The sequence below is a fragment of the Suicoccus acidiformans genome, from assembly GCF_003546865.1.
GTDB classification, from domain to species: Bacteria; Bacillota; Bacilli; order Lactobacillales; family Aerococcaceae; genus Suicoccus; species Suicoccus acidiformans.
Genome location: NZ_CP023434.1, coordinates 1,214,155 through 1,228,449 on the forward strand (window position 1 = coordinate 1,214,155; position 14,295 = coordinate 1,228,449).

The following is a 14,295-nucleotide window of genomic DNA, read 5'->3' on the forward strand; positions in this document are numbered from 1 at the left end:
CGTTTCATACCTCCTTTTGGCTGGCTTGCGCCTCCTTCCAGGCACTGGTCTGCTTCATCCGATAACTCTCCCCTCGCATGTCCACAACATGCGCCTTAAAGGCTAAACGATCCACCAGGGCTCCCGTTAAGTTCGGGTCTTTAAAGCATTCCTGCCAGCGATCAAAGGTAAGGTTCGTCGTAATCATTGTAGAGCCCTTTCCCATCCGATTAGAAAGAAGATTAAACAGAAGCTCAGCCCCGGCTTCATCAAAGGATAAATAACCTAATTCATCGACAATCAAGAGATCGACCTTATTTAATCGCTGTTTGAAACGATAAAATTGACTTTGCGTGACGGCCTCTCTTAATTCAATGACAAGATTTGGGGCATTTACGAACTGTACATTATAATTCTGCAAACAGGCCTCCATGCCAAGACCAATGCTAAAATGCGTCTTCCCTGTTCCAGGGTTGCCAATAAGAATGACGTTCTGTTTCTCTTGAATAAAATTCAGGGTCTTTAATTCGCGTAGTTGTTGGCGAACACCTTCCTTAAACACTTTCTCGTCAAAGTCCATCAGGTACTTCTTTTGGCTAAACTTGGCCTGTCGAACCCTTCTTTGATAGCTTCGATTTCGACGTTGTTCCACCTCCTCTGTCAATATCTCTGTGAGGGCTTCTTCCAAATCCAGTCCGCGACTCGTATATTCCAGGAGCAGGTGTTGGTAATTTTCCTTCAGATAGGGAAGTTTTAGTTCATTAGCGGCTTCTGCGATTGTTAACATAAGCTTTCCTCCAAACCATAGAGAGCATTCAATTGATGGAGCGTTGCTTCTGTCTGATGAAGAATCGCCTCCTGATTTTTAGGAACACCCTCATTTTCCGTTGTGACACGTTGCACCAACTGATCATAGGCCAATTGCTGGCACAAAGCCTCTCCACTGAGGCTATGGTATTTCTCAAGTTGTTCTATGAATTCTTTAGGGTGTCCGCTATAATATTTATGATAGAGTGTTTCCAAGCCGGGGGTTTGTTGAAGAACCAGCGAGTGTTCCAGAGCACCAGGTTTCTTCTTGAGGGTTTTGATATAGTGACTGATATCAAGCTGAAACCCATGGGAACCCTCTATTTTATTATGCCTGGCCACTTCTTGTTCATTGGCATAAACCACGAGATAATCGGCATAAGCCTTGATCTGAACTCGCTGCCCTACCAAGTAGTCAGGGACAGAATACTGATTCTTCTGATAATGAATCGTGGCATACTTTGTGACGCTGAGCTGACAAAGTTCTGCCAGTTCAAAGGGAGGACGGTATTTAAGAAGGTGGCCTTTTTCTTCTTCCAAACGACTCTCTTGATTCAAAGTCCGTAAGGACTCTTCCAAGTGCTGGCGAGCTTCATCTAAAGATTGAAATTGATATTTTTTGGTGAAACAGTTTTGTCTGACATGCTTTACACGACTCTCTACTGTTCCCTTCTCATTCCCACTGAAGCAGTTGGTGACATTAATATTAAACCCATAATAAGTGGCTAATTGGATGAGTTGGGGGTTTAGCTCCTTTTCATTACGCCCAATAAAACGAGTGACCACATTTCTCATATTGTCATAGACAAGCTCCGCATACACCCCACCCAGGTTTTCAAAAAATCGCACATGCGCATCCTGAAAGACAGCTTTTTTCTGGTTGGTATAGAGGTAAGCCCAGTAATAATCTGAAGCAGGGCTAGCCCACACAGCGAGATAATAGGTTTTAACCACGCCCTCAATTTCTAATTTGACCTCTCCAAAATCGAACTCCACCCGTGCACCCAATGCATAATTTTGCTTGATAAAAGCCTCTTTAGCTTTCGCTTTCATTTTTGACCAGTAATGAGCGACTGTCCGGTATTTAATCGCATACCCTTCCTCTGCTAGGATTTCATAAACAGCCTTAGCCGTTAGTGCTTGTTTATGAGGTCCTAGCCTTCGATCCTTTTCTCTTTCTTTTTCCAGTAACTCGCTCATTCTAGCTTCCACCTCTGGTGTAAAGGTTCTTTTTTTCCGATTGGAAGTATCATATTTTCTTTCTAAGACTAATTGCTCGGTTGCTGCTTCGATTTCTTTCTCATTTTGAGCGTCATCCAAAGCATCTATACCTGCTTGGTATCGATCCCTTATTCTTCGAACCGTTTTTCTATCAATGTCCATGTCTCTGCTAATTTTCCTAATGGATTCCCCATTTCTAAAACGGTGAATCACTTCGAATTCTTTATTGATACGAATCACTCCTTGGCACCTCCATCTATAATACGTTTATTATAGATGGGAAGGTATGGCAAGTGGTCCCTTTTTGAATAGCAATTTACCCCGAAGGTGGTCCCTTTTTAGATTACAACAAACATAAAGGGCTAAACTTCTTAATCTTTATATAATAATTAGCCTTTAAAATAATATGAAAGGGCTTACGCACTATATATTATCCGAAAAATAGATATTTTAGCTTAATGGCCAATACCTACAGAAACACCTATATTGCTAGAATAAAAAAACAGGTACAAACCACTATCATTTGGGCTGTACCTGTAGCTGATTCTACTTCAACGATAATACTTAACCGATATACGCTTGAATAGATTCAAGGTCTGACTCTCCGCCATTTTCAATTGTGACTTCGGTAGAGTTTCCTCCTTGAGCGATGATTTCATTACCAACTTTCAACTCTTTGACTTTACCACCATTTACATGGTACGAAGATACGCCTTCGCCTTCAGTGGTAATATCTCTGAGGATTTCTAAATGATCAATTTCTCCACCTTCAAGCACAGATATACCATCAGCAGCAAGTTCTACAATTTCACCTTGAACTAAAGTTTGGCCAGTCGATCCAGTGGTAGACACATCACCAACTGTTATCTGCCCGACAGGTTTACTAAACTGCATACCAATGGATCCATCGCCAACGGTTTTAATACTTTCAAAATAAGCTTCGCCAATTGTTCCATCGTATTGATTGAATCCTCTAGCTCCTTGACCATAAGTGGCAATTTGCTTATTCGCTCTAAATTTATCGACGGTACCAAAGTTAACAAAGCCGATACCACTTGGTCCATAACTTGTCACGGTATTTTCAACTAACCAGTCGTCAACATGGCCCCAAACATCGAGAACCATGTCATTATTCCCATAAGTTTCAACGACACCATGTGAGACAATTTTCTTAGCGCGGGCGCCATAAACAATAAAGATAGCTCCAGTTATTAAATTAGGTTGCCCTTTAGGAATCATACCATTAACGTAGATATCCTCTGTTTCTAAATATTCTACTTCGACTGGCCCACTTTCCTCATTAAAGCCAGATACGAAAAGCCCACTCCCCAATACGGGTGCATTCTTGCGACCAATGCGAATGCCTTTCCCTTTAAAGTTGATTAAACTGCCATCAACTGGATTAAAATTGTACACAGTGAAAGCGCCTTGGTAGACATTTACACCATATTTCATTGGCCTTTCAGGATAATTACGAGCATCTGCGGATATAATATCCAGCTCATCGACTTCAAGATTTAAACGTTTATTGTTCCCTCTGGTTAATATTTGAACCATCCCAGTGACGGTGAGATTGTTTAATGTAACCGTACCTAAGTCTTCTTCCATAGAATCTACGTAAATTGCTCTTTGAGCCGGTGCCGTTTGAATCGAAAGATTCGCTACGTCATTGTCACCGGTTAACTCAATACCGTCTCCATTAATAAAACTAAGTAAGATATTGCTGTCTTTGCCTTTAAGTGATTGCCCTTTATTCAATTTAATCCCGTTCGGTGCGCCAATAGAGTTAATGATTTCAATATCCTTTTGGCCACTTTCAAGTGCTTGCGAGAGCTCTATGTAGTCTTTAACCTGCGTCATATCTGCTGCCCCTTTTCTTTTATATTAAGCGTTACCATCTATTCAAATTTATCAAAACCTGCTGAAAAAACTTCAGATTCGAGAAAAATTTGTCAATATCATCCTATCATATTTGTATAATTTTATCTATTTTTATGATTTTATTACATGAATATAAATACGAGTGAACTTGCTTGAATCGCTATAGGAGCCTCATTAAAGCAACAAATTGGTCGCGCGATTTAAGTTGCTTATATTGAGAAAAATTCTATAAAGAAAAAAGACCAGGAAAGCGAATTACTCGTTCTCTTCCTGGTCTATTATGCAAATAATAAGAGCAAGGCTAATCATATCAAATTGTACCCCGCGCAAACCTCGAATGCTTAAGAGGAAATTGTCCTTTCTTGCGTTACATCCAATGATTCTTCTTAAATAAGCGGTAGACAACTACCATGATAACCACGATGATAATTTTTAAAATAATAAAGGCGTACGGGTGATTTTGAATAGGTAAACCAACGTTCATTCCCCAAATACCGCTAATAATCGTTGGAACGGTGAGTAAAATCGACCAAACGGTTAAAATTTTCATAATCTGGTTCATGTTATTATTCACCACATTAGACAGAATATCGGAGACTTTTGAATTGAGCAAGTAGAGTTCTTCGGCCATGCCTAAAGCTTGATGATGCTCGACCATGACATCGCGCAGATGACTTTTGTATATTTCTTCACTGCCCTCTTTATTCATTTGTTGACGTAAGCTAGTCAACACCTTCTGATTGTTCTCGATACCGTCCTTGAAATAAACCAAGCCCTTATTAAGGCCGATTAATTTATAAAAGATGGTGTTATTGGTAGTCTTGGTGACGTCTTCTTCTAGTTCCTGAATGAGTCGATCCATTTCCTTCAAATAGTCGATATATAGGTGGGCAATCTCCCAAAGAATGGTTGTCAACACACCGCGGGGACTTTTATCCAGTTTCAGGAAGGATGTGTCAATGCTGGGGAACAATTCGGTAATAGAACGGCTGGACGTAATTAATACCAAATCATCTTTCATGGCAATCGCAATCGGTGCGGATTGATAATAGTTTCTTAAATGTTGATCTTTCTCCTGGGCATTAACCGTATAAGGGAAAATTGCCACACATAGTACATATTCTTCGCCTTTACTATTCGTGTAGGTCTCCCAACGGCCAATTTCATATGGGTCTAAACCGCTAGTGATAAAGTCACGAGGTATATCCAGTTGGTCTGCGACCCCTTGGATGGTTTCTTCTGACGGTTTCACCAGTTCATAAATCTTAAAAGGTAAGTCTTGCGTGTGCGGTTCGTAAATATGTTTATTAAGCATGGGCGACCTCATCTCTGTTGTTGATAACATTAGTATACCTAAATTAAATAAAAAATCTAGGAAACCTAGCTAAAAACCGGATTAATAAAAAAGATAAAGGGAGCGTTCGTTAAGATAATATTTATATCACTTAAGATAAAATTGTTATTAATTTAGACACATAACAAACCTTTATCCCTTTGGCTTATCTCGGATTGCATCGTTTGCATGGAACGTAGCCACGCGCAATTAATTCGTCATAATTATCCATAGGAAGTTTATTATGTTCTGCCATTTGCTTTACACTGTCACAATGGGCATAATGGAATTTCATCGTATTCATATTCGCAATGTACCTTGCCTCTTGTGGTGTTTCTGCAATTGTTGAAGCTGATTGCTTCGCCTCGTCCGTTGCTGGCGGTGTTTCCAGCATTTGTTTTCTATCACCAATAGCACCATCCCGGTTGTAACTGTAGTATAATTCAGTCTCCGTTTGAAGTGGGATGGCTTGCCTAATACTTTGGGCTAACTGTTGCGTATTTGAATTTGCTCCAGTGCCATAATCAATGGATATACCTTCTTGCACATTAGGTACATAAACATTCATCTGAACAGTTGCCCCATTATCCTCAATGGAGAAAGCTTCCATGAATACACCACTAGCTAAGAGATTGCCGTACTCAAAGAAAGGCGTAACCCGGTAACGCACGGTTAAGCCAGATTCGATAGCCCTTGCCACCGTATTTTCAAAAGGTACCATGCCATTGACATTGAATTGACGTGTACCCGTCATTAAATTCAGTTCTGGCCTTCCGTCACCAATAAGCTGATAACCAATAAGGTGACAGCGGTTATATAACCATTCATTCCCATATTTCGCTTGCTGCCAGCCTGTCGGTTCAATTTGGGAATTGCTTTGGCGGACTTGGGCCGGAAGTAAGTCTTCATTCAAGAGTGCATTGGCTGCTCCAACCCGTCCATAAGCGTCCAAATGAGTAAATTCAATCCAGGGATCCAATGCCGTAATATCTTCATTCGTAAAATAAGGAATATTGTTGTTGACGGTAACATAGTGCTTTCCTTCCGGGACTTTTGGCGCCGTTTCAGGTAATTGGGTCGTAACCGAAAATCCGGAAGCATCAATGACTTGTTCTTGTGCGCCAACATTCGTAGACATCAAGCCTAGCATTGACAGAAACAGCAAAAGTGTTCGTAAATATTTGTTAAAGCGGTGCATCAGTAAACTCCTCACCCTTGGTATTTCCTCATCAACCTGCCTCCCATCGAAGTATGACTTCCTTTGCTCCTGCTAGCGACGATATCAGAGGATTTAGATGTATTGTGTCATCTTAAGTTGAAAAGGAAGAAAAGTCAACCACCCCCAACAATGATAAGCGTAAAAAATGAGCGAACACATTAGCGTTCGCTCACATAGTTAGCAATATTCAACTTAACGAATGGTCACGTCACCGATTTTCTCGTCTAAGTTCACTGATTCGTTACGTTTCAACATGGACTCTACCAGAACATCTTGCGAATTGGTCATGGCTACAATGATGTCAGTCGCTTTACCTTCTTCAGTAATATAAGCTAAGTCCATATCAGCTAAAGCTTGCCCTGCTGATATTTGGTCACCCTGTTGGACATGAACGGTAAAGCCTGAGCCGTTTAAGGCAACGGTATCGATTCCCATATGAATGAGAATTTCCAGGCCTTCAGCATTTTTGATGCCGATGGCATGCTTAGTATCAAAGACCATCATCACTTCACCGGCGATTGGTGAGTGAACTTCTCCATTCGTAGGCTGAATCGCAAAGCCTTCGCCCATTAAGCCTTGGCCAAAGACTGGATCGTCGACGTCGTGAATATCGACAATTTGACCAGATGCAGGCGCAAGAAATTCAATGACCTTAAGATCAGTTGCTTCAAGGTTCTCAGTAGTTTGAGCACCTTCATTGGTATGAACTTCTGTTTCAGCGTCTAAATCGTCGCCGCCAGCATAGGCTTCACGCGGGGCTTTCCCTTCGTCAATCAGTTGGTCGACGGACGTCTTCACGTTAGAGACGGTTGTACCATAGACAACTTGAACATTATCCCCATTGACTACAACGGCAGATGAGCCTGTTCCTTTCAGAATACTTTCATTCACGAGGCTACCATCTTTCACTTTCACCCGTAGACGCGTAGCACAGTTGGAGACGCTGTCTAAGTTGTTGGCACCACCTAGACCAGATACGATGCGGTAAGCACGTTGTTCTCTTTCGTTTAAGTCCTCGTAAACTCCTTCAAAGACAAGGGCTTCAGAATCTAAATCATCTTCACGACCTGGGACTTTCCAGTCGAATTTGTTAACGCCCCAACGGAAGATAAAGTAGTATAAGAAGAAGAACGCAAGACCAACAAGCAGAACAGGTACCCAACCTGTAATATGGTTACCAGGCAAGATGCCGTAGAGAACAAAGTCAATCACTCCTCCAGAGAAGGTTAACCCAACTCCAGCACCTAGTAAGTACACTAAGACACCTGAGATACCATAGAGCACGCAGTGAACCCCATAGTACATAGCTGGCGAAGCAAAGACAAAGGCGAATTCAATCGGCTCGGTAATCCCCGTTGCGAAACATGTCAAACCAGATGATGTATAAAAACCGCGAACATCAGCTTTACGCTCTGGATAAGCTGCTTGGTATAAGGCGATACATGCTGCTGGAATACCAAAGAGCATAACTGGGAACATGTAGGAGAAATGGGCAGCAGCGTGCGAATCAATCGGCACCCCTGCGGCTAATTGGGCAAAAACAATATTCTGTGCGCCGACAATTGTTTCTCCATTGACGACAGCTGTCCCACCGATGGCTGTTTGCCAGAATGGTAAGTAGAAAACATGGTGTAAGCCAAATGGAATCAAAGCACGGTAAATATAAACGTACAAGAAGATACCAAAGATACCTAGTCCACTAATAAAGCCACCTAAAGTTGAGAAGCCATAAGAAACAATTGGCCACACAAAAGCCATAATAATCCCTAAGGCAACCCCAGCAAGGGACGACGCGATTGGAATAAAGTGTGTTCCCCCGAAGAATGATAAAGCTTCGGGTAGTTCAATGGTGTAGTAACGGTTATGTAAATTCGCTACGATTAGACCAATCGAAATCCCACCAATAACCCCTAAGTTCATTGTATTTTCGAAACCTAAGTAATTTGTAATCAGACCTTGAACCTGACTTAAAGCTTCCACATCGCGGAAATTATGCAAGGTAGATGTCATTGTCGCATACATAACAAAGTAACCAATAATAGCGGAAAGTGATGCAACACCCTTCTCTGTCTTAGCAAGTCCGGAGGCAACTGAAATACCAAACAGTAAACCTAAGTTCCCAAAAATAACATTACCGGCGTCTGCCAGAATGGAGAGGAAGCCGAATAAGAACGTTCCTTCATGCAGGATTCCTCCTAAGTTGTACATCTCAATAACTGTAGGGTTTGTAAAGGAAGATCCAATCCCTAGTAACAAACCGGCTACAGGTAATAACGAGATGGGCAACATAAATGTCTGACCGAGTTGTTGCAACATACCGAAGACTTTATTCTGTCCGGTCTGCTCGCGCAACTCGGCTTTCGTTGTAGCTTTTGCCATCAATACCAACTCCTATCTATAGTGTGATGCCATAATATTAGCATAGAAAGCTGGGATTTGAAAGCGCTATTTATTGGTGCTTTTTACATTTCTTCGGACATATGTGCACGGGCACTTTGAATCGTCTGTTCCATCAAAGTCGCAATCGTCATCGGCCCTACTCCGCCGGGTACAGGAGTGAGAGCTTGAACGCGACCCTCTAAAGCCGATAAATCAAGATCACCGCGCAGTTTACCATCTGCTCCGCGATTGGTACCGACGTCAACCACCACCGCATCATCACGAATCCATGCCACATCAATCGGATCAATTTGTCCAGTGGCTGAAATGACAATATCCGCACTTTCGATAATTCTTTGCTTATGATTGGTTGAGCGGTGAATCACTGTAACCGTCGCATTCTCCTTAAGTAAGAGTTGGGCTAAAGGTAGTCCAACAATTTGGCTGCGGCCGATGACCACTGCTTTTTTGCCAGCGATGGGGATATTGTAGTGCTTTAATAAAGTCATAACGCCCTTAGGGGTACACGCGACAAAATGAGCCTCGCCCTGCATTAAAGCACCTAAGTTATAGGCGGTGAGCCCGTCAACATCTTTCATCGGATCAATGGCGTTCACAATGGCTTGGGTGTCAAATTGATCTGGAAGTGGCAATTGTAGCATGAAACCACTTACTCCTGGATCTTGATTTAAAGCGTACACCGCATCCAGAACGTCTTGAGTATTCTCGGCGTCGTCTAGGTGAATCGCTCTAAAATCGATGCCAAGGGCCTCAGCCTTCTTCTGCTTTGAGCGTGCATAAACCTTACTCGCATCGTCATCACCAACGGTAATAATTGCTAAACGCACCGTCGCTCCCGTTGCCTTTAAGTCTGCTACTTCCTTTGCGTAACCTGCCTCTAATTCTTGGGCTAAGCTTTTCCCGTCAAGAATAAATGTCATGATTGCCTCCTAATAATTAATCATACTTTTAAGTGTATCTAAACGCTATTAATGATACAATAAAAGCTGACAAAAAGAAATCTTAATTTCGAGGTGGTTATACATGCAAGCGATAGGCTTTGATACAGAGCGTTATTTACAAGAACAATCGCAACAAATATTAGATCGCGTTAAGGAAATCGATAAACTATATTTAGAGTTCGGGGGGAAACTTATCGGCGATAAGCACGCTAAACGGGTTCTACCTGGCTTTGATGAAGATGCTAAGATGAAGTTGCTCGCAACGATGAAGGAACAAGTTGAAATTATTATTTGTATTTATGCTGAAGATATCGAAAATAATAAAGTGCGCAATGACTATGGGATTACTTACAATGAAGAGGTCCTGCGTTTAATTGATGAGTATCATGCATACGGCATTCCGGTCAATAGCGTATTATTAACGCGTTTCGCTGGTCAGCCGAATTCAAAAGTTTTTATTAAAAATTTAACGAATCGAGGCATTAAAGTATATACCCACCGAGCGATTCAAGGCTATCCTGCAGATATGGATACCCTATTTGGAGAAGAAGGCTTCGCCCAAAATCCTTATATTGAAACAACGAAGCCAATTGTAGTCGTCTCTGCTCCGGGAGCTAATAGCGGGAAATTAGCAACCTGCTTAAACCAAGTGTACCATGAGCATCGACGTGGCCTGAAAGCCAGCTATGCGAAATTCGAGACCTTCCCGGTATGGAATCTTCCCTTAAAGCATCCGGTAAATATAGCGTATGAGGCAGCAACGGTGGAACTAAATGATGTTAACATGATTGATAGTTACCACTTCGACGCTTATGGTGAGGTGGCGGTCAATTATAACCGTGACATTAATATGTTCCCCGTCGTCCGACGCATTCTTGAGATGGTGACCGATAGCGAAGCCGTATACCAATCACCCACAGATATGGGCGTTAATTGTATTAAAGCTGGTATTACGGATGAAGAAGTTGTTATTAAAGCAGCGAATCAAGAAATTATCCGACGCTATTTCGCTATAGAGAATGCTTTTAAGAAAGGCTTGTACGATAATGAAGTGCGCCGACGTATGCAAATTCTTATGGAAGAAAGTGGCCTGCAGCCTACGGATCGTAAAGTTGTTCAGCCCGCTCGAGCCTATGCTGAAACTTTACAAGAGCGCCTGGCAACGGATGAGCATCAATGTGTCATTGCTCTGGAATTACCAGATGGGCAAATTATTACCAGTCGGACCTCTCCCCTAATGGACGCCTCGGCTTCAATTATCGTCAATAGCTTAAAGGCTATGGCGAATATTAATGATCAAATCGATTTACTTGCACCGACAATCTTAAATACAATCCAGCAACTGAAAGAAGATGCCTTACATAGTCGGATTCCTACCTTAACTGCCAACGAAATCCTCATTGCTCTGGCCATCAGTGCGGTGACAAATCCGTCGGCACAATTGGCTTATGAGCAACTCCCTCATTTAGAGAATTGCCAAGCCCATGCGAGCTATATTCTCGACTCTGAGAATGAACAGACCTTGAAGCGACTCGGCATCAATATTACCAATGATCCTATCTACGGCAAAAGAAATTTCTTCCAACAATAAGTGCTTAAGCAAAGAGTCCAATGGGCTCTTTTTTATATTTATTTGTGAATTGAAACACATGCAGCGCACATGTAAAACCTTTTTGCCCAGACTTAGGCAAAAAACTTTTGTTTAAAAAATCTCTTAACCTCATATGTGTTAGCGTTTTCATTTTCATGAACAATAATTTTTTTTGAAAAAACCCTTTACAAAACTTTGTGAATAAGTTAACATATGGGTGTAATAAAAAAAGGAGGAGCAATTCAGATGACAGAAGAATTAAATGAAACAATTGAACTTACACCTGAGGAAAATGTAAATCAAATGGTCGAGAAAGCTCTCATTGCCTTAGATGATTTCATGGCCTTAGATCAAGAACAGATTGATTATATCGTCGCCAAAGCTTCGGTGGCTGCTTTGGACCAACATGGTTACTTAGCAGAATTGGCAGTGGAAGATACAGGCCGTGGTGTATTTGAAGATAAAGCAACCAAGAACCTTTTCGCCTGTGAGCATGTGACAAATTACTTAAGAGATTTGAAGACCGTCGGCGTGATTGAAGAGGATGAAATTAATGGTTTAACGTATATCGCCGATCCGGTTGGGGTTATTTGTGGGATTGTACCAACGACAAACCCTACTTCAACAGCTATCTTTAAATCTTTAATCTCATTGAAAACACGTAATCCAATTATCTTCTCTTTCCACCCAGGCGCTATGAAATGTTCAATTGAAGCAGCGCGGATTGTCTATGAAGCAGCTGTGAAAGCTGGAGCACCAGAAAACTGTATTCAATGGATTGAGCAACCATCAATGGATGCTACGAATGCTTTGATGAATCATGACGGAGTGGCTACAATTCTTGCAACCGGTGGTAACGCTATGGTTAAATCAGCCTACTCTTGCGGTAAGCCAGCACTTGGGGTTGGTGCCGGAAACGTGCCAGCTTATATTGAGAAGACGGCTAATGTAAAGCAAGCTGTCCATGATGTTGTCTTGAGTAAAGCTTTTGATAATGGTATGGTTTGTGCTTCAGAGCAAGCAGCGATTATCGATGAAGAAATTTATGATGACGTTGTTCAAGAAATGAAAGAATACCGGGTTTATTTCGTCAATGAAGATGAGAAAGCTAAGATTGAACAGTTTGCCTTCGGTGTCACTGCCTATTCAGATAATGTGGATGATGCGAAGTTAAACGCAACAATGGTTGGTCAATCTGCCCACTGGATTGCTGAACAAGCAGGATTTGAAGTACCTGAGGATACGAATATTCTTGCAGTTGAAGTAAGTAAGGTCGGACCAGATGAGCCATTAACGCGTGAGAAATTATCACCAGTGCTTGCGATCTTGAAAGCTGATTCAACGGAAGATGGCATTAAGAAAGCTTGCCAAATGGTTGAATTTAATGGACTAGGTCACTCTGCAGCGATTCACACGGATGATGATGAAATTGCTAGAACCTTCGGTGAGAAAGTTAAAGCGATTCGTGTTATTTGGAACTCTCCTTCTACCTTTGGTGGAATTGGTGATGTTTACAATGCCTTCATCCCTTCCCTAACCCTTGGTTGTGGTTCTTATGGCAATAACTCTGTGGGCGATAACATCAACGCAGTTCAACTTCTAAACATTAAGAAAATTGGTCGTCGGCGGAACAATATGCAATGGTTCAAAGTGCCCCCAAAGATCTATTTTGAGCGCAACTCAATCCAATACTTACAGAAGATGAGTGGGATTGAACGGGCAATGATTATCACGGATCATTCCATTGTTGAGCTCGGTTTCTTAGAAAAAATTGTCCAACAGCTTGAAGCCCGTGAAAACCCTGTGAAGATTGAAGTCTTCTCAGATGTAGAACCCGATCCAGATATTACAACCGTTGAAAAAGGTGCTGAAGCAATGCGGAGCTTTAATCCTGATACGATTATTGCCCTCGGTGGTGGTTCGGTAATGGACGCGGCGAAAGTTATGTGGCTCTTCTACGAACAACCACAAGTTGACTTCCGTGATTTAGTTCAGAAATTTATGGATATCCGTAAACGTGCCTTCCGCTTCCCTGACTTAGGTGAGAAAGCTAAATACGTTGGGATTCCAACAACTTCAGGGACAGGTGCTGAAGTGACACCCTTTGCCGTTATTTCTGACAAAGCAAACAACCGCAAGTACCCTTTAGCGGACTACTCTCTCTTACCGAGTGTCGCGATTATTGACCCAGCCTTGGTCTTGAGTGTACCCGCACATATTGCGGCCGATACAGGTATGGACGTTCTAACCCATGCCCTGGAAGCTTATGTATCAGTTATGTCAAATGACTATTCAGATAGTATTGCCCTACAAGCGATTCAAATGGTCTTTGAATACTTAGAACGCTCTGTAAAAGAGGGAGATTTTGAGTCACGCGAGAAGATGCATAATGCTTCAACCATGGCAGGAATGGCCTTTGGGAACGCCTTCCTAGGAATTTCTCACTCAATGGCTCACAAAATCGGTGGTATCCACCATACCGTTCACGGACGTACCAATGCGATTCTCTTACCGTATGTTATCCGCTACAATGGTACGAAGCCAGCTAAGTTGTCAAACTGGCCTAAATACAACTACTACCATGCTGATAAGAAATACCAAAAGGTTGCTGCCCTACTCGGCTTACCAGCTGCAACGCCTGAAGAAGGAGTAGCATCGCTTGCACAAGCTGTCTATGACTTAGGTGAACGCGTCGGTATTCAAATGAACTTTAAAGATCAAGGCATTGATGAACAAGCATGGGAAGATAGCTTAGATGAATTAGCCTTCCTTGCTTATGAAGACCAATGTACGCCAGTGAATCCACGTCTAGCTGTGGTGGCAGATATGAAAGAGATTATGTCAGACGCTTACTACGGCTATAAAGAACGCCCAGGCCGCATTAAATAATCAGTTATCCCCCTAAATAATACCCAGATAAAAA

9 protein-coding genes are annotated in these 14,295 nt (G+C 42.0%); 2 read left to right on the forward strand and 7 right to left on the reverse strand.

The genetic code is table 11. The features are described 5' to 3' along the window. Positions 1 to 4: 4 nt before the first annotated feature. The 7 genes from istB to CL176_RS05820 form a co-directional block, all read right to left on the reverse strand. Positions 5 to 766 carry an IS21-like element helper ATPase IstB gene (gene istB / locus CL176_RS05790; protein WP_118990441.1) on the reverse strand — a complete coding sequence of 254 codons (762 nt, stop codon included), beginning with the start codon at positions 764 to 766 and terminating at the stop codon, positions 5 to 7. Continuing rightward, the gene (istA, locus tag CL176_RS05795) at positions 760 to 2,247 is read right to left on the reverse strand and encodes an IS21 family transposase (RefSeq protein ID WP_118990442.1); all 1,488 of its coding nucleotides are present in this window, start codon (positions 2,245 to 2,247) and stop codon (positions 760 to 762) included. Before istA ends, istB begins: the two co-directional genes overlap by 7 nt. Positions 2,248 to 2,571: 324 nt before the next feature. After that, complete coding sequence (locus CL176_RS05800) at positions 2,572 to 3,867, reverse strand: hypothetical protein (protein WP_118990443.1); 1,296 nt, start codon at positions 3,865 to 3,867, stop codon at positions 2,572 to 2,574. Between the two features lie 388 nt (positions 3,868 to 4,255). Continuing rightward, positions 4,256 to 5,203 (reverse strand): magnesium transporter CorA family protein, encoded by a 948-nt coding sequence (locus tag CL176_RS05805; RefSeq protein ID WP_162890847.1) that lies wholly within the window; start codon positions 5,201 to 5,203, stop codon positions 4,256 to 4,258. 184 nt (positions 5,204 to 5,387) lie between these two features. Then, positions 5,388 to 6,419, reverse strand: a complete 1,032-nt coding sequence (locus tag CL176_RS05810; protein ID WP_118990445.1) for a DNA/RNA non-specific endonuclease — start codon at positions 6,417 to 6,419, stop codon at positions 5,388 to 5,390. 213 nt (positions 6,420 to 6,632) lie between these two features. After that, a complete protein-coding gene (locus CL176_RS05815) occupies positions 6,633 to 8,819 on the reverse strand; it encodes a PTS sugar transporter subunit IIABC (RefSeq protein WP_118990446.1) in 2,187 nt (728 codons plus the stop codon). An 83-nt stretch (positions 8,820 to 8,902) separates the two neighbouring features. Beyond that, positions 8,903 to 9,760 carry a bifunctional 5,10-methylenetetrahydrofolate dehydrogenase/5,10-methenyltetrahydrofolate cyclohydrolase gene (locus tag CL176_RS05820; RefSeq protein WP_118990447.1) on the reverse strand — a complete coding sequence of 286 codons (858 nt, stop codon included), beginning with the start codon at positions 9,758 to 9,760 and terminating at the stop codon, positions 8,903 to 8,905. Positions 9,761 to 9,863: 103 nt separating this feature from the next. Here CL176_RS05820 and CL176_RS05825 point away from each other — a divergent pair, with 103 nt between their 5' ends. Together CL176_RS05825 and adhE are read left to right on the forward strand one after the other, a co-directional pair. Next, the gene (locus CL176_RS05825; RefSeq protein ID WP_118990448.1) at positions 9,864 to 11,372 is read left to right on the forward strand and encodes a DUF1846 domain-containing protein; all 1,509 of its coding nucleotides are present in this window, start codon (positions 9,864 to 9,866) and stop codon (positions 11,370 to 11,372) included. A gap of 246 nt (positions 11,373 to 11,618) precedes the next feature. Beyond that, entirely contained in the window at positions 11,619 to 14,261 is a 2,643-nt protein-coding gene (adhE, locus tag CL176_RS05835; RefSeq protein ID WP_118990450.1) for a bifunctional acetaldehyde-CoA/alcohol dehydrogenase, read from the forward strand. Positions 14,262 to 14,295: the final 34 nt, after the last annotated feature.